Raw genomic sequence first — 19,888 nt, 5'->3', positions numbered from 1 at the left:
GAGCGTCATGCCAGGGAACAGCCAGCGCAAGGGCGCCGTCCGCAAGAAGGGGAAGACCACCCCTGCCGGCTCGGGCGGCCGCGTCCGCCGTGGCCTGGAGGGCAAGGGCCCCACGCCGCGAGCCGAGGACCGGCCCTACCACAAGGCCTACCGCAAGCGCGGGCCCAACGAGGCCGGCAAGACCACCGGCGCCAAGCCCAAGGGACGCGCGTCCTCGCGGGCGTCCGCCGGCGGGACCGCGACGGCCGGCGCCGACTGGGTGATCGGGCGCAACCCGGTGCTCGAGGCGCTTCAGGCCGGCCTGCCCATCCGCCGCGCCTACGTCGCCGACGGGGTCGAGCGCGACGACCGGCTGCGGGACATCCTCACGTTCGCCGCGGAGCACGGCATCCCGCTGCTCCAGGCCACCCGGCCGGAACTCGACCGGCTCACCGGCGGCGGCGTGCACCAGGGGGTCGCCCTCCAGCTGCCCGCCTTCGAGTACGCGGACGCGGAGGACGTGCTCGCGGACGCCCTGGACGCCCCCGAGGGTGGCCTCGTTGTGGCCTGCGACTCGATCACCGACCCGCGCAACCTGGGCGCGATCATCCGCAGCGCCGCCGCCTTCGGCGCGCACGGCGTGATCATCCCGGAGCGGCGCTCGGCGCAGATGACAGCCGCGGCGTGGAAGACGTCCGCCGGCGCGGCGGCCCGCGTCCCCGTGGCGCGGGTGACGAACCTGAACCGCACGCTCAAGGCCTACGCCGACGCCGGGTTCACCGTGGTCGGGCTGGCCGGTGAGGCCGAGACCGACATCGCCGGCTTCCCCGGCATCGACGGGCCCGTGCTCCTGGTCGTCGGCTCCGAGGGCGAGGGCCTGGCGAGGCTGGTGCGCGAGAACTGCGACGTCCTGGTGACGATCCCGATCCAGTCCGCGGTGGAGTCGCTCAACGCCTCCGTCGCGACGGCGATCGCGCTCTACGAGGTGTCCCGCTCCCGGGCGTGACGCCCGCATCCCTGAGGGGCACCTGAGGAGCGGATAACAAAGCGCTCGCGGGTGCACGAAGGTGTGCGAGATCCCCCCGGCGCGCCCGGCGGTCGTGGCATGGTCGCCCGGGAGCCGCACCCCGCGGCGACCGCGAAGGGACCCGTTGTGACCAGCAGAATCCTCGACACCCGCCCACCGTCGACGGGCATCCCGTCGCGCGGACCCCGCCGGCTCCTCGCGGTCGTGGCCGCCGCCGCGCTCACCGTCGGGATCGGCGCGACCGGCGTGACCCCCGCCAGGGCCGCCTCCCCGTCCTTCTGCGCCGACGGCAGCCAGCCGTACGCCCCGGTGGCCGAGGTGGAGGCCTTCGCAGCGGGAACGCCGGTGACCGGGCTCTCGGTCACCCACGGCACCACCCCGGACGCGTTCACCGGCACCTACGTCGGCTTCATCGACAACGCCCTGGGCAAGGACAAGGACCTCCTGCTCTTCCGGCTGAGCAGCCCGGTCATCGACGGCACGGACGGGCTGAAGCCCGCCGGCATCTGGGCCGGCATGTCCGGTTCGCCGGTGTACGACGGCGACGGGCGGCTGATCGGGGCGGTCTCCTACAGCCTCAACGCCGACAACCTCCCGATCGCCGGCGTCACCCCGGCCGAGTACATGCGGACGATCGGCACCACCGCCGTCGGCACGGCGTCCACGATCAGGACGACGAGCACCGGGCTGAAGGTGTCCGCCGCCGGCACCGCCGCGGCCGGCGCGAGCCTGACCGGCACGAGCTTCTCGCCGATCCGGACGGTGAAGGTCGCCGGGACCGCCGGGACCCGGCAGAACGCCTTCGCCAACCGCACCCTCGCCCGCACGCCGCGGACCGCGAGGTCGGCCGCGTTCCTGCGCAGCGGCGGGTTCCTCCCCGCCCCGGCCGTCTCGGCGTCCGCCGTGCCCGAGGACCTCGTCGCCGGCGGAACGGTGGCTGCGCTGTACAGCAGCGGCGACCTGCTCGCCGGTGCCATCGGGACGGTGACGGCCGTCTGCGGCGACACCGTGTGGGCCTTCGGCCACCCGATGGACTACACCGGCAGGACCTCGATGCTGATGGCGAACGCCTCGACGGCCCTGATCGTGCCCGACAGCACCGGCACCGAGGGCTCCTACAAGCAGGTCTCCCAGTTCGGCGCCCCGCTCGGCATGATCACCCAGGACCGGTTCGTCGGGATCCGCGGTACCACCGGCGACGTCGAGGCCTTCGGCATCGAGGTGGCCGTGCAGGGCCCGTCCGGCACCCCGCTGGCCACCTACAGCGGCGACCTGGCCTCCCAGGAGCTCACGCCGTCAGCCGTCGCCTACCTCGTCGGCACTGCCGCGATGGAGCAGCTCGACCAGTACGGCGCCGGCACCGGACGGCTGAGCTGGACCATCGCCTACCGGCGCGCGGACGGCAGCAGCGGAAGCTTCACCAACTCCCAGGTGGTGGCGGACTCCTCGTGGTTCCTCGACGAGATCGGCACGCCGCCCGCGGAGGACGCGTGGGCGATCGTCGACAACGCGTTCGAGGAGGTCGCCATCACCGGCGTCCAGGTCACCCTGACGCTGCTCGACGACGACGCGATCACCTACGCGCCGTCCGGCATCCAGCTCCGCGACGCGGCCGGCACCTGGAGGTCACCGGCGGGCACCAGGCTGAAGCACGGCAGCACCTACACGGTGCGCCCCACCTACACCGTGAAGACGAACGGGCGCGCTACCGGCACCACCCACGGCGACCCGGTGACGTTCACGCTGTCGTCGAAGGCGCGCCGGAGCGGGTCGTTCACGGTGGCTGCGGTCAACCGGCCCGGGGATGTCTGCGAGACCGACGCCGACGGCTTCACCCTGTGCACCAGCTGGGACGTCGAGGAGGACGGCAGCGGTATCGAGGCCTCCGACTTCGACGAGCTGGTCGCCCTGCTGGACGAGTACGTCTCCGACGACGCCGTGGTCGCGAGCCTGCGCTACAAGCTGAAGAAGGGCTCCACCTCGCGGTCCTTCGGCTGGGCCGGCCCGGGCGTGGTCGAGGGCTCGTCGAGGACGAGCTTCACCGTCCGGTAGGGGCGGTCGGCCCGGCCCCGGGGGCCGGGCCCGTCCCGGTCAGCCGCGGGCGACGGCCTCGACCAGCGCGGCGTTGAAGGCCGGCAGGTCGCGCGGGCTGCGGCTGGACAGCAGGTTGCCGTCCACGACGACCTCCTGGTCGACCCAGTGGGCCCCGGCGTTCTTCAGGTCGGTGGAGATCCGGGTGGTGGACGTGATCGTGCGTCCCGCCACCACGCCCGCCTCGATCAGGATCCACGGGCCGTGGCAGATGGACGCCACCGGCTTGCCGGCGTCCATGAAGGCCTTCACGAAGGCGATCGCCTTCGGGTTGGTGCGGATCTTGTCGGAGTTCAGGGTGCCGCCCGGCAGCACCAGGGCGTCGAAGTCGGCGGGGTCGGCCTCGTCGAGGGTGAGGTCGACGTCGAAGTCGTCGCCGCGGTCCCAGTCACCGATCAACGCGGTGATCGTGCCGTGCTCCTCCGAGACCAGCACCGGCTCGGCGCCCGCGCTGGCGAGGGTCGCCCACGGCTCGGTGAGTTCCGGCTGCTCCACGCCGCGCTTCAGCACGAACGCCACCTTCTTGCCGGTCAGGTCGGTCATCGTCTCTCCTTCTGGTCGCACCACGAACCTCCCCAGTGTGCCCCGCCACGCGGCCGCACGCAGCGGCTTGCACAGGCGCGCGGACGACCCGCCGGGTACCGGACGTTTACCCACTCCGGGCCCGCGGCGGCCGGGCCGGGCCGCGGGCACGACGGGCCGCTGCGCCCCCGGTCGAATAGAGTGGGCCGTCGATCGTCGATCCCAGGAGTCCGCCCGTGTCCGATCTCGCCAGCACCGCGTCGTCCATCTACAGCCAGGCCCTCGGCGTGATCGAGCAGGTCGAGCCGCGCATCGCCGCCGCCACCCGCGCCGAGCTGCGCGACCAGCGCGCGTCCCTGAAGCTGATCGCCAGCGAGAACTACGCCTCGCTCCCGGTGCTGATGACGATGGGCACCTGGCTGAGCGACAAGTACGCCGAGGGTACGATCGGCCACCGCTTCTACGCCGGCTGCCAGAACGTCGACACCGTCGAGGCGGTCGCCGCAGAGCACGCCCGTGAGCTGTTCGGCGCCGAGTACGCCTACGCGCAGCCGCACTCCGGCATCGACGCCAACCTGGTTGCCTACTGGTCGATCCTCGCCCACCGGGTGGAGAACCCCACCCTGGAGCGGCTCGGCGCCAAGACCGTCAACGACCTCTCCGAGGAGGACTGGGAGGCGCTGCGCGCCACGTTCAACGCCCAGCGCGTGATGGGCATGGCACTCGACGCCGGCGGCCACCTCACGCACGGCTTCCGCCACAACATCTCCGGCAAGATGTTCCGCCAGCTCTCCTACGGCACGCACCCCGAGACCGGCCTGATCGACTACGACAAGCTCCGCGCGGACGCCCGCGAGTTCAAGCCGCTGATCCTGGTGGCCGGGTACTCCGCCTACCCGCGCCGGGTGAACTTCGCGAAGATGCGCGACATCGCGGACGAGGTGGGCGCGACCCTGTTCGTCGACATGGCGCACTTCGCGGGGCTCGTGGCAGGCAAGGTGTTCACCGGCGAGGAGAACCCGATCCCGTACGCCGACGTGGTGGCCACCACCACCCACAAGTCGCTGCGCGGCCCGCGCGGCGGCCTCGTCCTCGCCACGGCGGAGTACGCGCCCAGCGTCGACCGCGGCTGCCCGATGGTGCTCGGCGGCCCGCTCGGCCACGTGATGGCGGCCAAGGCGGTCGCCCTGGCCGAGGCCCGCCAGCCCGCCTTCCAGGCCTACGCCCAGGCCGTGGCCGACAACGCCAAGACCCTCGCCGAGGGCCTGAGGAAGCGGGGCGTGGACCTCGTCACCGGCGGCACGGACAACCACCTCGTGCTCCTGGACGTCGGGTCGTTCGGCCTCACCGGCCGCCAGGCCGAGTCGGCGCTGCTGGACGCGGGCATCGTCACCAACCGCAACTCCGTCCCCCGCGACCCCAACGGCGCCTGGTACACCAGCGGCGTCCGGATCGGCACGCCCGCGCTGACCTCGCGCGGCTTCGGCGCCGCGGAGTTCGACGCGGTCGCCGAGCTGATCACCGGCGTCCTGAGGGCCACCACCCCGGTGGCCACCGCCGCCGGCACCCCCGGCAAGGCCAAGTACCTGCTCGCCGACGGCATCGCCGAGCGGACGCGCGCCGCCGCCGCGGAGCTCCTGGACGCGAACCCGCTCTACCCCGGCCTGGAGCTCTAGCCCACCCGCTCGCCCCCGGCTCCCCCACCCGGCTCCCCCACCCGGCTCACCCGCCCGGTCTCGGGCCCTCCCCCGTCCGTTCGCGCTGCCGAATGCAACTCTTGCCGCCGGAATTCCGGCGGCAAGAGTTGCATTCGGGGGCGAGCGCGGAGGTTGGGGGCGAGCGCGGAGGTTGGGGGCGATCGCGGAGGTTGGGGGCGAGCGGAGGCGGGGCGCAGAGGGAGCCCTCGGCTACTGGCGGCCCCGGCGGAAGCGCCGCTTCAGGGTGAGGCCGGACGGGAGCGGCGGCGCCTCCAGGCGCGGGACGGGGCCGCGGTAGCCGGGCACGCGACCGAACCGGTCGTCGGGGGCGGCGTTCCACTCCTCGCGGAGGCGGACGATGTCGTCGTGGCTGCGGCCGATGAAGTTCCACCACATCACCACGCCCTCCTCGAACGGCTCGCCGCCGAGCAGCATGATGCGCGCCGGCGCGTCGGTCGGGTTGGACAGGCGCAGCGAGTCCTGTCCGGCGTCCCTGACCCCGAGGACGGTGCTGTCCAGCCGTACGCCGTCGACGTCCACGTGCCCGGTGTCGACGAGGACGCCGTGCTCGAAGCCCGGGTCGACCGCCAGCTCCCAGGTCGTCCCGGGCGCGAGGACAACCTCCGCGCCCAGCAGCGGCGTCTCGGTGCGCACCGGCGACACCGCGTCCTCCAGCCGTCCGACGAGCAGCCGCGCCCGCACACCCTCTGCGTCCCACACCTCGGGCACGTGGTGCTGGAACTCCCGCACCAGGTCCGAGCTCGCCTCCGGCAGCACCACCCACAGCTGGACGCCGTGCAGCAGGTCGCGCCCGGGCGTCGACACCTCGGAGTGGGCGATCCCGTACCCGGAGGTCATCAAGTTCACCTCTCCCGGACGCACCATCGAGTGGACGCCGCCGGAGTCGCGGTGCTCGATCTCGCCCTCGAACAGCCAGCTCACCGTCTGCAGCCCGGTGTGCGGGTGCGGCGGCACGTCCATGCACACCCCGCGCTCCGGCCCGTAGTGGTCGACGAAGCACCAGGCGCCGACGAACGAGCGGCGCAGCGACGGCAGCGTGCGGCGCACCCTGAGTGCGTCGGCGTCGCCGAGGGTGACGTCCTTGGGTTCGATCAGCTGCACGTGCTCGGGGTCGTGGTCGCCGCCGACGATGCAGTCGACGACCTCCGACCTGGCCTCGACGTTGCTCATGCCCGCTCCTCCCGCTCGTCCCCCGCTTGCCTGCTCAACCACCGCGCGGGCGGCGGCTGTTCCCGGCAGGGTCGTCGCGCGCTCAGCGGGCCGGTACCGACGCGGCGCGGACGGCGTCCATGGTGCGCAGCGCGGCCAGCGTGCGCGCGTGGTCTGCCGCCGGGGAGTCCTCGCCGCGGCACAGCCGCGCGAAGCGCTCGACCTCGTACTCCAGGGTGAACGGGGGCGCGTCGACGTCCACGACCTCCGTGGTGCCGTCGAGCAGCCGCAGTTCGAGCCGGCGGGGCGCGGGCAGGTGGTCGATGACCAGCGTGCCGTGCTCACCCTGCAGCTCGCTCGGCACGTCGGACGCGGTGATCTTCGACCACGTGAGCGTGGCGACGAGCCCGGGGTAGGACGCGAGCGCCGCCCCGGCGCCGTCACCACCCCCGGCGATCGGGACGGACGCCGCCAGGACGGAGGCGGGCTCCCCGAGGAGGTCGACGAGGGCGCTCACGCAGTACACGCCGAGGTCGTTGAGCGCTCCGCCGCCCAGGGCCGGGTCGAAGATGTTCACCCGCTCCCCCGCCAGCACGAGGTCGTAGCGCGACGACCGCTGGCAGTACCGCAGCGACGCCAGCCGCAGGGTGCCGAGCCGGGGCAGCAGGGCACGGACGGCGGCCGTCCCCGGGTCGTACGCGCTGCGCATGCCCTCGAGCACCACCACGCCCGCCGCGTCCGCCTCGGCCACCAGCGCGGCGAAGTCCGCGGCGCGCAGCGTGGCCGGCTTCTCCACCAGCACGTGCAGTCCGGCCCGGACGGCGTCGGTCGCCTGCGCGAGGTGGAGGCTGTTCGGCGTGCCGACGTAGACCGCGTCCACCGCACCCGAGGCGAGCAGGCCGGGCAGGTCGCCGGACGAGGAGCGGGCACCGATCACCCCGGCGAACCGCGCGGCCCGCTCGGCGTCGCGCGAGCAGGCGACGGCCACCTCGACCCCGGGGACCCGGGCCACCGCCTCGGCGAACTGCGTGGTGATCCAGCTCGTGCCGAGTGTCGCGAAGCGCAGCATCCGTGCCCGTCCTGTCGGTCCTCGCGCCTCAGCGGCTGAAGAGCGTCCCCTGGACCGTGGTCACGAAGTTCGCCAGCGAGGCGGGCAGGTCGGCCAGCCGCCAGCCGTCCGGGCCGTGGTACCAGGAGAGGTCGGTGGAGTCGGGGGTGTCGTCGTCGTCGGAGTCGGCGACCGCCTGGAGCCAGCGGTCCTTGCCGCCGAGGACGATCGCGTACGGCAGCAGGGACGACAGCTGGACGTAACCCTGGCCGGTCGGCAGGGTGTCCACGGGCTGGGTCAGCAGGCTCCCCCGCAGCACGTCGAGGCCGCGCAGGACGCCGGTGCCCTTCGCCGTCCGGGCGGGCATCTCCTGCGCCACCAGCACGACGCCGAGCATGAGCGCGATCAGCGCCAGGCCCGCCAGGCCGAAGGACGTGAAGGCGGCCAGGGCCACGGTCACGAGCACCGCCAGCGCCAGCCCGATCCAGCCGAGCCGGGCCCAGCGGTTGCGGGTGGCGTCCGGGCGTCCGGCGAACCAGCCGCGGCTCACGACCTCGTCGTAGAGCTCGGACTGCACCGTGCCGATGACCGCGCCGACGCTGCCGGCCAGGTTCGACACCTGCACCGGATCGCCCTGCACGGGTGCGACCGCGTCCAGCAGGGTGTGCTCGTAGGCGAGCAGCGGGTCGCTGCTCTGGAGGCGGGCGAAGGTCCAGTCGGTCGGGGCGTGCGGGGACGCCTTGGGGAGCTCGGTGATCCGCAGGTGGCCGCGGACGGCGAGGTCGAGCAGGGTCGCGGTCACGTCCACCGGGTCGACCCGCTCGTCGGCGAGCGTGCCCACCTCTCCGGGACGGATGCCGTCCTGCACCCGGAACTCGCTCTGTCCGGGGCCGACCGGGTGGAACGCCGCGACCAGCGTCGGCTCCTCGCCGACCACCGCGTCGCGCCCGATCCGGCGGTGGGCCGCCCAGAGCGCGAGACCGCCCAGGAGCAGCAGTCCCGCCGCGATGCCGAGCGGCAGCGGCGCAGCGGAGAAGGCCCGGTCGAGCGACCAGACCTGGTGGACGTCCTGGTTCGCGGCGACCGCGCCCGCAGGGAAGCGGACGGTGGGCACGACGACCTGCCCGGCCGGCAGAGCCTCGTGGTGGAAGACCGGGTTGGGCGTGTCGTGCGTGCCGCCGCTGTAGAAGGTGCACACGCCGGGGGCCGCCGGGTCGCCGGCGGCGCAGTCGATGCCGGTGAACAGCGCCGGGACGGTCACCTCGGCGTCGAACACGGCGACCGGCATGCTCAGGCCCTGGACCAGCGGCCAGCTCACGGTGACGGTGTCGCCGGGGGTGGACAGCGCCGCGCCACGCACGGTGTAGGCGATCTGGAGTGGTTCGGTGAGGCTGGCCGTGGGGACGGACACCGTGGTGGTGGACGGGCCGCCGGTGACGCTCGCGCCGAGGTCCTTCCCGCCGCTGGTGGCGGTGATGTCGGAGAGCGTGAAGCGGTACTCCAGGTCGTCGGCCGTCCGGGTGGCGGTGTCGAAGACCTGCTGGAAGGTGGCCGGCGCGGCGTCGGCGAAGGTGATCGAGCTCGTGACGGCCATCGAGCCGTCGGCGTTGATCGTGGCCTTCGCGGTGAAGGTGGCAACCGACTCGGCCGCACTGGCCGGCGGCGCAGCCCACGCCAGCAGCGCCATCGCGGTGGCCATGATCGCCACCAGTCGACGCAGTCCCGTCCTCGCCATGCCCGATCCCCCTTCGTCCAAGGTGGCAACAGAGTAGTGCCGAGACGCCGCGGCGCCACAGGGTTCAGCCCACGCCTGCCCGCGCGCTGGACGGGTCGCCGCCGAGCCGGGCCGCCCGCGCCTCGAGGTGGCGCCGCTCGGGTTCGCTCCGCGTGCCCCGGGCCGCCCGGCGGTACTCCTCCCGCGCCGGCCCGCGTTCCCCCACCCGCTCCAGCAGTTCGGCGCGCACCGCATGCACCCTGTGGTGCCCGGCAAGATGGGGGTCGGCCGCGGCAGCATCGAGCGCGCGCAGCCCTTCGGCCGGCCCCTCCACCATCGCCACGGCGACGCAGCGGTTGAGCGACACCATCGGTCCGGGGGCGAGGACGGCGAGGAGGTCGTAGAGGGCAAGGACCTCCCTCCAGTCGGTGTCCTCGACGCTCGCCGCCTCCGCGTGCACGGCGGCGATCGCCGCCTGGAGCTGGTACGGCCCGAGACGCTCGGTCGCCAGCGACCGCCTGAGCAGGGCGACGCCCTCCGCGATCAGTGCGGCGTCCCAGGCCGACCGGTCCTGCAGCGCGAGGGGAACCAGCCGTCCGGCGGCGTCGACGCGGGCGTGGCGCCGCGCGTCGGTGAGCAGCATCAGCGCCAGCAGGCCGGCCGCCTCGCCGCGCAGGGGACGCAGCGCCTCCTCCGCGTCCACCCGTGCGCGCAGCAGGCGGGCGAGCCGGATCGCCTCGGCCGTGAGGTCCACCCGCACCAGCGACGGCCCGGCGCTGGCGGTGTGGCCCTCGGTGAACACGACGTAGAGCACCTCCGCGACAGCGGCCACCCTGGCCGGGAGCTCGGCGTCGCCCGGCCGCTCGAAGCGCGCGCCGGCGGCGCGGATGCCGGCCTTCGCCCGGCTGATCCGCTGGGCGATCGTCGCCTCGGGCACCAGGAACGCGCGCGCGATCTCCGCCGTCGTCAGCCCGCCGACCGCCCGCAGGGTGAGAGCCACCTGCGATGCGCGGGTGAGCGCCGGGTGGCAGCACAGCAGGAACAGCTCGAGGGAGTCGTCGACGGTGGCCTCCTCGGCAGGGGGGACGGGCTCCGCGGCGGCGACCGCCTCCCTCCGCCGCCGCGAGTGCTCGCTGCGCCAGGCGTCGACGAGGCGCCGGTCGGCCGCCGTCACCAGCCACGCCAGCGGTTCGCGGGGCAGTCCGCGGGACGGCCAGCCGGTCGCCGCGGCGATCAGCGCCTCCTGGACCGCATCCTCCGCGGCGGAGAAGTCGCCCCGCCGGCGCACGAGGATGCCGAGGGCCCGGGGCGCCAGCCGGCGCAGCAGGCCCTCGACGTCGTCGGCGTCCGCGCTCACGCCCCGGCGAGGTCGTAGACCAGCACCGGCCGCACCTCGACGTACCCCGAGCCGGCCTGCGCCTCTGGGATCCGTGCCGCGATCTCCAGCGCCCGCTCCTGGCTCTCGACGTCGACGAGGTAGAAGCCGGCCAGCATCTCCTTCGCCTCGGCGAACGGCCCGTCGGTGCGCACCGGGGCGCCGTCCCTGGTGGTCACGACCACAGAGGTCGCGTCGTCGGCGAGCGCCTCCGCCGCCACCCACTCCCCGTTCTCGCGGAGTTCCTCGTTGAGCCGGGCGTACGCGGCCATGCCCTCTGCCTGCACCTCGGCCGGCATCGCCGCGAACTGCTCCCGCGCGCCGCGGTTGTGGTGGATGAGGACCATGTACTTCATCGGGGTTCCCTTCTCTCCGGGCGGCTCCGTCCGCCACCTCGCCCACTGGTCGGAGCCGGGGCGCGGTTCTCGACATCGCTGCGGCGGGCGGCGTCGCAGGGCACCCGAGCAGGCTAGCCGTGCCCGCGAGCCCGCGTCCGCAGCGAACAATTGCCTGCGCGGACGCCGCGGCGACGCGGATCCACCCTGCCGCTGGGGGGAACCCAGCGGTTAGGCTTCCTCGCGTGACGCAGCAATGGGGGACCCAGGGGCAGCCTCCCCAGGGTGGCCAGCAGTGGCCGACGCAGCAGAACTGGAACCGCCCGGCGCAGGCGTGGGGCCCGCAGCAGCCCTACGGCCCGCCGGCGCCCGCCTACGGGCCGTACCCGGGCGGCCAGCCCGCGCGCCCCGCCGCGCCCTACCCGCAGCAGGCGCCCGCCCCACAGCCGCAGCCGGCCTACCCGGCACAGGCGCAGTTCGGGCAGCCCTCGTACGGGCCGCCCGGCGCCTTCCCGCAGCCCGGGCGGCCCTACCCGCCCGGTCCTCCGCGGAAGAAGAGCCCGCTGCGCGGCCTCGTCCTCGGCCTGGTGCTGGTGGTCGGCATCGCGTTCTTCGCGATCTCGCTGATGCAGTACCTGAACGCCGACCCGGGCGTCGCCGGCCCCGACGTGAACCAGACGACCGCGCCGGTACCGCAGAACACGACCCCGGTGCCCGCCCCGGACACCAACCCGCCCGAACTCCCGCAGCCCACCACCTACGAGGAGGCCGAGACCTGGCTGGTGAGCAACCCGGTGTACGAGCAGATCGCGCCGGTGCCCACCGACTGCGCGGTGCCGCGGATCGACATCACGACCGCGTCGGCGGCCGACCTGACCACGCACCTGAACGAGCTCACCGCCTGCCTGTGGCGGGTGTGGTCGGGTCCGCTCGAGTCGGCCGGCTTCCAGCTGCCCCGTCCGCCGGTCACGGTGTACACCGAGCCGATCACGACCGGCTGCGGCAACCTCGACGAGGTCAACGCCGTCTACTGCGCGGCCGACCAGCGCATCTACTACGCCCGGCCGCTGTGGAAGATCTTCCCGCCCGAACAGCAGAAGGCCCCGTTCGTGGTCGAGTCGATCCTCGCCCACGAGTTCGGCCACACCATCCAGGCGCGCACCGGCATCCTGATCTCGTCGATGGCGTTCGAGCAGAAGGCGTCGACGTCGGAGGCCAAGGTCTTCTCCCGCCGCCTCGAGGTGCAGGCCGACTGCCTGGCCGGCACGTTCACCTCTGCCGTCGGGCCGTCGTCGGGATTGTCGGGGGGTGACCTGTCCAACCTGCGCGACGTGTTCTACAACCTCGGCGACGACGTCCTGAGCAACCAGGCGAACATCCAGGGCGACCACGGCCTGGGGCGCTCCCGCAAGGCGTGGTTCACCGTCGGCCAGGGGAACACGCTGGTCGGCAAGTGCAACACCTACACCGCACCGGCGGCGTCGGTCCGCTGAGCGGGGCCGTGGGTCCGGTCAGTCCGCGCTGACCAGGGCCGTCGCGACAGCCGCGAGGCCCTCGCCTCGGCCGGTGAGGCCGAGCCCGTCCGTGGTCGTCCCGGAGACGCTCACAGGCGCGCCGAGGGCGGCGGAGAGGACAGCCTCGGCCTCGGCACGCCGGGCCGCGAGCCGGGGACGGTTCCCGATCACCTGGATGGCCACGTTGCCGATGCGGAAGCCGGCCGCGCGCACCCGGGACGCGGTCTCGGCCAGGAACGCGACACCGCTCGCACCCGCCCACTCGGGCTCGCTGGTGCCGAAGTTGCTGCCCATGTCGCCCAGGCCGGACGCCGACAGCAGCGCGTCGCAGGCGGCGTGCGCGGCGACGTCGCCGTCGGAGTGGCCCGCGAGGCCGGCGGGCTCGTCCGGGAAGTGCAGGCCGGCCACCCACATCGGCACACCGGGCGCGAAGGCGTGGACGTCGGTGCCGATCCCCACCCGGGTCACGGGCGGTCCTGCCGCCACTGCCGCCAGAACCGGCGTCCGGAGTGGTGCCCGAGGCTGGCCCGGACCCGCCACAGCGCACGCGCGACGGTGAGGTCGGCCGGCTCGGTGATCTTCATGCCCATCCGCGAGCCCTGGACGAGGGTGACGCTGTGGCCGTTGCGCTCGCAGCAGGTCACGTCGTCGGTGAAGTCCATCGCCTGGGCCGCCATCTTGTCGTGGCTGTCCAGCAGCACCTGGAGGTCGAAGCCCTGGGGTGTCTGGATCGCCCGCAGCCGGGACCGGTCGAACGCGGCGTTCGCGCCCTCGTCGCCGTCCTCGACCAACCGGATGCTGTCGGTCACCGGCACGGCCGGCGCCACGGCGACCGCACCGTTGCGCACGGCGTCGATCACGTTCTCGATCACGTAGGCGGGCATCATCGGGCGCACCGCGTCGTGCACGAGGATGACCTTCGCTGTCGACAGCCGCGGGTCGTTGCGGACCACTTCGAGCCCCTTGGCGACGGACTGCTGGCGGGTGTCACCGCCCGGGGTGGTGATCACCGGGATCGGCGAGCCGACCAGTGCTGCCCTGAACAGGTGGGAGATCTTGCCGTTGATCACCACCACGGCATCGGTGCAGCCGCCGGCGGCCAGGCCCTCGACGGCCATCGCGACCACGGCGCGGCCGAGGATGCGCAGGGTGGGCTTGGGCTTGGTGCCGCCGAAGCGGCGGCCGAGGCCGGCGGCGACGACGACGGCCACCACGGGTTCGGACACGCATCGCAGTATAGGCGCCGGGCCGTGCAGAGCCGGCCGCTCCGGCGCACTCGTGGGAGGACGTGCGCCCGCCGGGTCAGCGGGCGCGCGCGGTGCGGCCCTCCCCGGCGTGGCGGTGGAGCACCTCGACGGCGAGTTCCGCGTCCAACACGGCGATGTCGATCACTCCGGAGCGCAGGGCGGCGAGCACCCCGCGCGCCTTGCCGACGCCGCCGGCCAGGCCCACCACGGTCGGGATCCGGCGCAGGTCGTCGAAGTCGACCCCGATCACGCGGCTCGCCGTGGGCCCGCGCAGCGGCACGCCCTGGTCGTCGAGGAACCGCCCGCAGAAGTCGCCCGCCGGGTCGGCGTCACGGACGTGCTGCACCTCCTCGGGCGCCAGGTGCATGGCGGCGAGCAGTTGCTCGCTGCTGCCGCCGGGGACGCCGACACACCCGATGCCGGCCCAGGCGGTGTCCACGGTGGTGGCCAGGTCGAGCGCGTGGCGCACGCTGGACTCGCGCAGGATCGCCGCGCAGGTCTCCGGCGACTCCACGATCGCCGGCGCGTCGATCCGCCGGGCGCGGACGCCGAGCTTCTGCCCCAGCATCGACAGTGAGGTGGTGCCCGACGGCGCGGTGTCGAGGGCGGACATGCCACCGACCAGGGGCAGGAGCTCGAGGTCGGGGGACGCACTCCGTGGCTGGATCGCCTCGACCAGCAGGCCGATCGTCGTGCCCCAGCTGAGGCCGACCCGGCGCATCGACCACAGACTGTCGGCGAACAGCTGGGCGCCGAGCTTCGCCACCACCTGCGACGGCTCCAGGCCGACGGCTCCGGTGCCGACCCAGGCCGCCGTCAGCCCGAAGGCGCGCTTCAGCCGCGCCTCCAGGCGCGGCACCCGGTCGACCTCGTTGCGGGGGTCGTGGATGAGGATCCGCACCACGCCGGCATCCCGGGCGGCGGCGAGCGTCCGCGACACCGAGGATTCCGACAGGCCCAGCGCCTGTGCGACGGCACGCTGAGAGCGTCCTTCTTCGTAGTACAGACGGGCGGCGGCGATCAGCACGTCGAGCGAACGGGTGGACGGCATCGGCGTCCCTCACCCCCTTCCCGCGGCCCGGCCAGCCAGCCTAGCCGCCGCCGGAGCCCCTGTGGGCCCGGCGGAGCGGCGAAGGCCGGGCGGCGGCACGGTCCGCGCCACGGCTACGCCAGGAGCAGCACGGGATCGGCGAGGAAAGCCTGCATCGCGTCCAGTGCCCGCGCCGCGTCCGCACCGTCGGCGACACGGTGGTCGACGGTGAGGCCCGCCTCGCACGCCATCTGGACCGCGAGCTCCCCGTCCGCGTCGACGACCGGGCGCCGCCCGACGGCGCCGAGCGAGAGCGCGGTGGCCTGCGGCGGGGTGAGCAGGGCGTTGAAGCGGTCGATCCCCATTCCCCCGAGGTTGGAGACGGTCCCCGTCCCCCCGGAGAACAGGGCGGGGTCGGTCTCGCCCCGCTTGATGGCCTCCGCGATCTCGCGGATGCGCCGGTCCAGCTCGCGCAGCGTGACCCGGTCGGGGTCGGCCAGGACGGGGGCCAGCAGGCCCCGCGGGGTGTCCACGGCCAGCGCGACGCCCACCGCCTGGTTGGCCTGCACGCCGTTGCCCACCCAGAAGCCGTTGAGCTGCGGGAACTCCCGCAGCACCAGCGCGTAGGCACGCACCAGGATGGACGTCCAGCTGACGCCCTTCAGCGAGACCTCCCGTGCCCGGGCCAGCCGCCCGAGGTCGAGGGCCCGGAAGACCGTGAACTGGGGCACGGCAGCGCTCGCCGCCATCACGTTGGCCGTGGCCACGCGGATGCGTCGGGTGCGGTCGTCGCCGAGCAGCGCGCCGCCGGCGGGCACCACGGGAGCGGTCGCCACCGGGGCGACCCGCGTGGCGGGGGCCGGGACGGCGGGGCCGGACGGCGCGGCCGTCGGCTGCTGCGCGCGCTCGATCGCCTCGCGGACATCGCGGGCGCGGATGGTGCGCGCCGGCCCGGTCGGCGCCACCTGGCGCAGGTCGATGTGCGCCTCCGCGGCGATCCGGCGGGCCAGCGGGACGGCGCGGACGTCGGCCGATCCGTCGGCGGGCGACGCGGCCTCCATCTCCGGACCTGGCGCGGCGGGGACGGCTGGCGCCTCGGTCGGCGGCGCCGCGGGGGCGTCGAAGAGGTCGCCCAGCAGGTCCTCGGCCTCGGTCTGCAGGTAGGCCATCGGCTGTCCGACCGGGATCTGAGCGCCCTCGGGCGCCACGATCTCCTCCAGGACGCCGTCGAAGGTCGCCTCGACCTCCATGTCCACCTTGTCCGTGGTCACGACGACGATCGCGTCACCGTTCTTCACCGTCCCGCCGACCTCGGCGAGCCACTCCACGACGGTGCCGAACTCCATCGTCATCGACATCTTCGGCATGTTCAGCGGAACCCTGGGCATGGGTCACCACTCCCGCACGAGCGCGGCGGCCTCGCGCACGATGTCGTCCACCTGCGGCACGCTGGCCCGCTCGAGCTTCGGGTTGTACGGGATCGGGGTGTCGAGGCCGCAGAGGCGCCGCACGGGCGCCTGGAGGGCACCGAACGCGCGCGACTCGGTGATCGTGGCCGACACCTCCGACATGAACCCGCCGAACTTCACGGCCTCCTGAACCAGCAGCACCCGTCCGGTCTTCTCCACCGACGACAGGATCAGCTCGGTGTCCAGCGGACGGATCGTCCGCGGGTCGATCACCTCTGCGCTGATGCCCTGGGCGGCCAGCTGCTCGGCGGCCTCGAGCGAGCGTTGCACCTCGACGGAGGTGGCAACGATGGTCAGGTCGCTGCCCTCGCGCTCGATGCGTCCCTCGCCCAGGCGCGCCTTGGGGAACGTCGCCGGCACCGCGAAGCTCTGCTTGTAGAGCAGCTTGTGCTCCAGCACGATCACCGGGTTGGGGTCCTCCAGCGCGGCCAGCAGCAGCGCGCCGGCGTCCGTGGCGTTGGACGGCATCACGACCTTCAGGCCGGGGACGTGCGCGAACCAGGCCTCCAGCGACTGGCTGTGCTGGGCCGCGGCGCCGGTGCCCGAGCCCCCGGGGGCGCGGATCACCAGCGGGACGCTGGCCTGCCCGCCGACCATGAAGTGGATCTTCGCCGCCTGGTTGACGATCTGGTCCATCGCCTGGGCGGTGAAGTCGGAGAACTGGATCTCGACGATGGGACGCATGCCGGTGAGCGCCGCGCCGACGCCCATGCCGACGATGCCCAGCTCCGAGATCGTCGTGTCGCGCACCCGCTCGGTGCCGAAGCGCTCGTAGAGGTCGTTCTCGACGCCGAAGGCGCCGCCGTAGATCCCGACGTCCTCACCCATCAGGAAGACGCGCTCGTCGGCCTCCATCGCGATCGCCATCGCCTCGCGGACGGCCTCCGCGTACGTCATCGTGCGCATCTCGCTCATGCCCGTGCCTCCGCACCCTGCTCGTCGACCGGCGCGTACACGCCGGCCAGCATCGACTCGACGGTCGGCTCGGCGCCCCTGGTGCCGAACACGACCGCGTCCCTGATCTCCTGCCGGACGGCGGCCTGGATCGCGTCGAGGTCTGCGGCCGTGAGGACGCCCGCCTCGATCACCTGGCCCGAGTAGCGCGCGATGGGGTCCTTGTCCCGCCACTCGGCGATCTCGTCCTTGCTGCGGTAGAGGTTCTTGTCCGACTTGGAGTGCCCGCGCCAGCGGTAGGTCACCGCGTCGACGAAGCTGGGCCCCTGCCCGGCCCGCGCCCGCTCCACGGCGCGGCCGACCGCCGCGGCCACAGCGTCCACGTCGTTGCCGTCGACCGTCTCGCCCGGCATCCCGTAGCCGGCTGCCTTGTCGCTGAGCTTCTCCACCCGATAGGCGGCCAGGCTGGGCAGCGACATGCCGTACTGGTTGTTCTCGCACAGGAACACCACCGGCAGGTCCCACATGGACGCGAGCACCATGGCCTCGTGCCAGGCGCCCTCGCCGACCGCGCCGTCACCGTGGACGCACAGCGTCACCCGGTCGGTACCGCGCATCTTCTGCGACAGCGCGGCGCCGGCCGCGATCGGCAGGCCGCCCGCGACGATGCCGTTGGCGCCCAGGTTCCCGGTCGCCACGTCGGCGATGTGCATGGAGCCGCCGCGGCCCTTGCAGTAGCCGTTCTCACGGCCCAGCAGCTCGGCCATCATGCGGCCGAGGTCGGCACCCCGGGCGATGGTGTGGCCGTGACCGCGGTGCGTGCAGGTGATCACGTCCCCGTCCTCGAGGCACAGGCTCGCGCCCACCGGCACCGCCTCCTGCCCGATCGACAGGTGCATGGTGCCGTGCATCATGCCCCTTCCGTAGAGGTCCTCGACGGCCTCCTCGAAGAGCCGGATCCGCCACATGTCGGTGAGGACGGCGGTGGCCCGCGTTGTCTCTGACGCCACAGTCATGCGTGTCATCGTACGTCGATCGCGCAAGAACTGCCACACTCTCTGATCCCATTTGCATATTCATGCACGAAGGGCCGATATCGGTGGTGAGACGCGTTGCCAACGCGGTGGCCTTGCTGACATACTGAATACGCACATTCGTTCACATTTTAATGCACTATTGTGCAGACTGAGGAGAGAGCGCCATGCTCACCGCACCGAAACTGCGGACCCCGTTCCTGATCGTCAACCCCAAGGCCTACCTCGGCGGCGCCGACACCCTGCGCCTCGCCCTGCTCACCGACGAACTCGCCGGCCAGTTCGACATCGACGTGATCTTCACCTCGCAGGACGCCTACCTGGTCGAGATCGCACGTCGCACGACCCACCTCACCGTGACGGCCCAGCACATGGACCCGATCACCCCGGGCCGGGGCATGGGCCACACCCTGCCCGAAGCGCTGGCCGAGGCGGGCGCGTCGGCGGTCGTGCTGAACCACGCCGAGCACCCGATGACCCTCGCCGAGCTGGACGCGACCATGCGCCGCGCGGACGAGCTGGGCCTGATGACCATCGTGTGCGCCGATTCCGAGCGCCAGTGCCGGGCCGTCGCGCAGCTCGAGCCGAAGGTGATGATCTGTGAGCCGACCGCCAACATCGGCACGGGCTCGATGGACACCGGCGACTACATCGCACGAACCACCCGCGCGGTAAAGCAGATCGACCCCTCGATCCTCGTGATCCAGGCCGCCGGCGTCACCTCCGGCGCCGACATCACCCGCGTGCTCGAGCAGGGCGCGGACGGCTCCGGCGGGACCAGCGGCATCATCGCCGCCCCGGACTGGCGCGTGGTGCTCGAGGACATGTTCACCGCCCTCAAGGGCTTCCAGGCAACCCGCGGCAACCGGTAGGAGCCCACATGATCATCGGCTTGGGCGAGGCCCTCGACTACGCACGCACGCACGGCATCGCCATCGCGGCGGTGAACACCCCCTTCTTCGAGGGTCTCGTGGCGACGATCGACGCCGCGGAGGCCGCCGGGGTGCCGGTCATCCTCCAGCACGCGCAGGTGCACGAGAACGTGATGTCCATCGAGGACATCGGCCCCGCGATGGTCGCGCTGGCCGCGCGCAGCGAGGCACCCTTCGTGCTGCACATCGACCACGGCGAGGACATCGACTACATCGCCCGCGGCCTGGAGGTCGGCTTCAACTCCGCCATGATCGACGGCTCGCTGCTGCCCTTCGAGGAGAACGTCGCCCGCACCGCCGCCGTCGTGGCACTGGCTCGGGAGCGCGGCGTCGGGGTCGAGGGCGAGCTCGGCGTGATGACCGGCAACGAGAACGGCGACCCCTCCCAGGGCGTGGCCGACGCCGACCTCTACACCGATCCCGCGCAGGCCCGCGAGTTCGTGACCCGCACCGGCGTGACCGCGCTGGCCGCGTCCTTCGGCACCGTGCACGGGGTGTACCACCGCGAGCCGGAGATCAACTACCCGCTCATCGACCGGCTCTGCGACGCGACCGGCGTCCCGTTGGTGATGCACGGCGGGTCCGGGCTCACCGCGCAGGAGTACCGCGCCTGCATCGCCCACGGCGTCCGCAAGATCAACTACTACACCTATGCGGCCAAGGTCGCCCTCGACGCCGCCCGCGAGGCGGCGTCCGATCCCGCGACGATCCTCTTCCCGAAGGTCGCCGCCGCCGCCACTCGCGCCGTCGAGGCCGACGTGGCGAGGTTCATCCGCACGCTGGCCGGCCAGGCCTGATCCCGAGGAGCAC

At 73.3% G+C, this 19,888-nt stretch carries 18 protein-coding genes; 6 read left to right on the top strand and 12 right to left on the bottom strand.

Annotation, left to right across the window (positions count from 1 at the left end; all coding sequences use genetic code 11):
* The first annotated feature begins 7 nt into the window (after positions 1-7).
* Both rlmB and ACFQQJ_RS04200 read left to right on the top strand, forming a co-directional pair.
* Positions 8-985 carry a 23S rRNA (guanosine(2251)-2'-O)-methyltransferase RlmB gene (rlmB, locus tag ACFQQJ_RS04205; RefSeq protein WP_377104426.1) on the top strand — a complete coding sequence of 326 codons (978 nt, stop codon included), beginning with the start codon at positions 8-10 and terminating at the stop codon, positions 983-985.
* A gap of 147 nt (positions 986-1,132) precedes the next feature.
* The gene (locus ACFQQJ_RS04200; RefSeq protein WP_377104424.1) at positions 1,133-3,058 is read left to right on the top strand and encodes a hypothetical protein; all 1,926 of its coding nucleotides are present in this window, start codon (positions 1,133-1,135) and stop codon (positions 3,056-3,058) included.
* A 39-nt stretch (positions 3,059-3,097) separates the two neighbouring features.
* Here the strand turns inward: ACFQQJ_RS04200 and ACFQQJ_RS04195 are convergent, their stop codons facing one another.
* Positions 3,098-3,640 carry a type 1 glutamine amidotransferase domain-containing protein gene (locus tag ACFQQJ_RS04195; protein WP_377104422.1) on the bottom strand — a complete coding sequence of 181 codons (543 nt, stop codon included), beginning with the start codon at positions 3,638-3,640 and terminating at the stop codon, positions 3,098-3,100.
* 215 nt (positions 3,641-3,855) lie between these two features.
* Here ACFQQJ_RS04195 and ACFQQJ_RS04190 point away from each other — a divergent pair, with 215 nt between their 5' ends.
* The gene (locus ACFQQJ_RS04190) at positions 3,856-5,295 is read left to right on the top strand and encodes a glycine hydroxymethyltransferase (RefSeq protein ID WP_377104421.1); all 1,440 of its coding nucleotides are present in this window, start codon (positions 3,856-3,858) and stop codon (positions 5,293-5,295) included.
* Between the two features lie 231 nt (positions 5,296-5,526).
* On the opposite strand, the gene ACFQQJ_RS04185 is transcribed toward ACFQQJ_RS04190, so the two are convergent.
* The 5 genes from ACFQQJ_RS04185 to ACFQQJ_RS04165 all read right to left on the bottom strand — a co-directional run bounded on the left by ACFQQJ_RS04185 (position 5,527) and on the right by ACFQQJ_RS04165 (position 10,979).
* Complete coding sequence (locus ACFQQJ_RS04185) at positions 5,527-6,507, bottom strand: pirin family protein (RefSeq protein ID WP_377104419.1); 981 nt, start codon at positions 6,505-6,507, stop codon at positions 5,527-5,529.
* An 82-nt stretch (positions 6,508-6,589) separates the two neighbouring features.
* Positions 6,590-7,555, bottom strand: coding sequence for a Gfo/Idh/MocA family protein (locus ACFQQJ_RS04180; protein WP_377104417.1), 966 nt, complete (start codon positions 7,553-7,555; stop codon positions 6,590-6,592).
* 28 nt (positions 7,556-7,583) lie between these two features.
* Entirely contained in the window at positions 7,584-9,269 is a 1,686-nt protein-coding gene (locus ACFQQJ_RS04175) for a DUF2207 family protein (RefSeq protein WP_377104415.1), read from the bottom strand.
* 64 nt (positions 9,270-9,333) lie between these two features.
* On the bottom strand, positions 9,334-10,605 hold the full coding sequence (locus ACFQQJ_RS04170) for an RNA polymerase sigma factor (protein ID WP_377104413.1): 1,272 nt from the start codon (positions 10,603-10,605) through the stop codon (positions 9,334-9,336).
* The gene (locus tag ACFQQJ_RS04165) at positions 10,602-10,979 is read right to left on the bottom strand and encodes a YciI family protein (protein ID WP_377104411.1); all 378 of its coding nucleotides are present in this window, start codon (positions 10,977-10,979) and stop codon (positions 10,602-10,604) included. The genes ACFQQJ_RS04170 and ACFQQJ_RS04165 overlap by 4 nt, the downstream gene beginning before the upstream one ends.
* A gap of 224 nt (positions 10,980-11,203) precedes the next feature.
* Here ACFQQJ_RS04165 and ACFQQJ_RS04160 point away from each other — a divergent pair, with 224 nt between their 5' ends.
* Positions 11,204-12,451, top strand: coding sequence for a neutral zinc metallopeptidase (locus ACFQQJ_RS04160; protein WP_377104409.1), 1,248 nt, complete (start codon positions 11,204-11,206; stop codon positions 12,449-12,451).
* Positions 12,452-12,469: 18 nt separating this feature from the next.
* Here ACFQQJ_RS04160 and ispF read toward each other — a convergent pair whose 3' ends face one another.
* The 6 genes from ispF to ACFQQJ_RS04130 form a co-directional block, all read right to left on the bottom strand.
* Positions 12,470-12,940 (bottom strand): 2-C-methyl-D-erythritol 2,4-cyclodiphosphate synthase, encoded by a 471-nt coding sequence (gene ispF / locus ACFQQJ_RS04155; protein WP_377104407.1) that lies wholly within the window; start codon positions 12,938-12,940, stop codon positions 12,470-12,472.
* Positions 12,937-13,707, bottom strand: a complete 771-nt coding sequence (ispD, locus tag ACFQQJ_RS04150) for a 2-C-methyl-D-erythritol 4-phosphate cytidylyltransferase (protein WP_377104598.1) — start codon at positions 13,705-13,707, stop codon at positions 12,937-12,939. The genes ispF and ispD overlap by 4 nt, the downstream gene beginning before the upstream one ends.
* A 67-nt stretch (positions 13,708-13,774) precedes the next feature.
* Positions 13,775-14,770, bottom strand: a complete 996-nt coding sequence (locus ACFQQJ_RS04145; protein ID WP_377104405.1) for a sugar-binding transcriptional regulator — start codon at positions 14,768-14,770, stop codon at positions 13,775-13,777.
* A 113-nt stretch (positions 14,771-14,883) separates the two neighbouring features.
* Positions 14,884-16,137 (bottom strand): dihydrolipoamide acetyltransferase family protein, encoded by a 1,254-nt coding sequence (locus ACFQQJ_RS04140; protein WP_377104403.1) that lies wholly within the window; start codon positions 16,135-16,137, stop codon positions 14,884-14,886.
* 3 nt (positions 16,138-16,140) lie between these two features.
* On the bottom strand, positions 16,141-17,133 hold the full coding sequence (locus ACFQQJ_RS04135) for an alpha-ketoacid dehydrogenase subunit beta (protein ID WP_377104401.1): 993 nt from the start codon (positions 17,131-17,133) through the stop codon (positions 16,141-16,143).
* The gene (locus ACFQQJ_RS04130) at positions 17,130-18,128 is read right to left on the bottom strand and encodes a thiamine pyrophosphate-dependent dehydrogenase E1 component subunit alpha (RefSeq protein ID WP_377104399.1); all 999 of its coding nucleotides are present in this window, start codon (positions 18,126-18,128) and stop codon (positions 17,130-17,132) included. The genes ACFQQJ_RS04135 and ACFQQJ_RS04130 overlap by 4 nt, the downstream gene beginning before the upstream one ends.
* 185 nt (positions 18,129-18,313) lie before the next feature.
* Here ACFQQJ_RS04130 and ACFQQJ_RS04125 point away from each other — a divergent pair, with 185 nt between their 5' ends.
* Both ACFQQJ_RS04125 and ACFQQJ_RS04120 read left to right on the top strand, forming a co-directional pair.
* Positions 18,314-19,018 carry a triose-phosphate isomerase gene (locus ACFQQJ_RS04125; RefSeq protein WP_377104397.1) on the top strand — a complete coding sequence of 235 codons (705 nt, stop codon included), beginning with the start codon at positions 18,314-18,316 and terminating at the stop codon, positions 19,016-19,018.
* 8 nt (positions 19,019-19,026) lie between these two features.
* Positions 19,027-19,875 (top strand): class II fructose-bisphosphate aldolase, encoded by an 849-nt coding sequence (locus ACFQQJ_RS04120; RefSeq protein ID WP_377104395.1) that lies wholly within the window; start codon positions 19,027-19,029, stop codon positions 19,873-19,875.
* Positions 19,876-19,888: the final 13 nt, after the last annotated feature.

It is taken from the genome of Propionicimonas sp. T2.31MG-18 (assembly GCF_964266745.1).
Classification (GTDB): Bacteria; Actinomycetota; Actinomycetes; order Propionibacteriales; family Propionibacteriaceae; genus Propionicimonas.
Note: the sequence above shows the minus strand (reverse complement) of the source record. Positions and strands in the feature narration are given on the sequence as shown.

Excerpts from the sequence above, each read along its gene's own strand:
- rlmB (WP_377104426.1), top strand. The coding sequence starts at position 8 with ATGCCAGGGAACAGCCAGCGCAAGGGCGCCGTCCGCAAGAAGGGGAAG.
- ACFQQJ_RS04195 (WP_377104422.1), bottom strand. The coding sequence starts at position 3,640 with ATGACCGACCTGACCGGCAAGAAGGTGGCGTTCGTGCTGAAGCGCGGC.
- ACFQQJ_RS04185 (WP_377104419.1), bottom strand. The coding sequence starts at position 6,507 with ATGAGCAACGTCGAGGCCAGGTCGGAGGTCGTCGACTGCATCGTCGGC.
- ACFQQJ_RS04180 (WP_377104417.1), bottom strand. The coding sequence starts at position 7,555 with ATGCTGCGCTTCGCGACACTCGGCACGAGCTGGATCACCACGCAGTTC.
- ACFQQJ_RS04175 (WP_377104415.1), bottom strand. The coding sequence starts at position 9,269 with ATGGCGAGGACGGGACTGCGTCGACTGGTGGCGATCATGGCCACCGCG.
- ACFQQJ_RS04165 (WP_377104411.1), bottom strand. The coding sequence starts at position 10,979 with ATGAAGTACATGGTCCTCATCCACCACAACCGCGGCGCGCGGGAGCAG.
- ACFQQJ_RS04145 (WP_377104405.1), bottom strand. The coding sequence starts at position 14,770 with ATGCCGTCCACCCGTTCGCTCGACGTGCTGATCGCCGCCGCCCGTCTG.
- ACFQQJ_RS04140 (WP_377104403.1), bottom strand. The coding sequence starts at position 16,137 with ATGCCCAGGGTTCCGCTGAACATGCCGAAGATGTCGATGACGATGGAG.
- ACFQQJ_RS04135 (WP_377104401.1), bottom strand. The coding sequence starts at position 17,133 with ATGAGCGAGATGCGCACGATGACGTACGCGGAGGCCGTCCGCGAGGCG.
- ACFQQJ_RS04130 (WP_377104399.1), bottom strand. The coding sequence starts at position 18,128 with ATGACTGTGGCGTCAGAGACAACGCGGGCCACCGCCGTCCTCACCGAC.
- ACFQQJ_RS04125 (WP_377104397.1), top strand. The coding sequence starts at position 18,314 with ATGCTCACCGCACCGAAACTGCGGACCCCGTTCCTGATCGTCAACCCC.
- ACFQQJ_RS04120 (WP_377104395.1), top strand. The coding sequence starts at position 19,027 with ATGATCATCGGCTTGGGCGAGGCCCTCGACTACGCACGCACGCACGGC.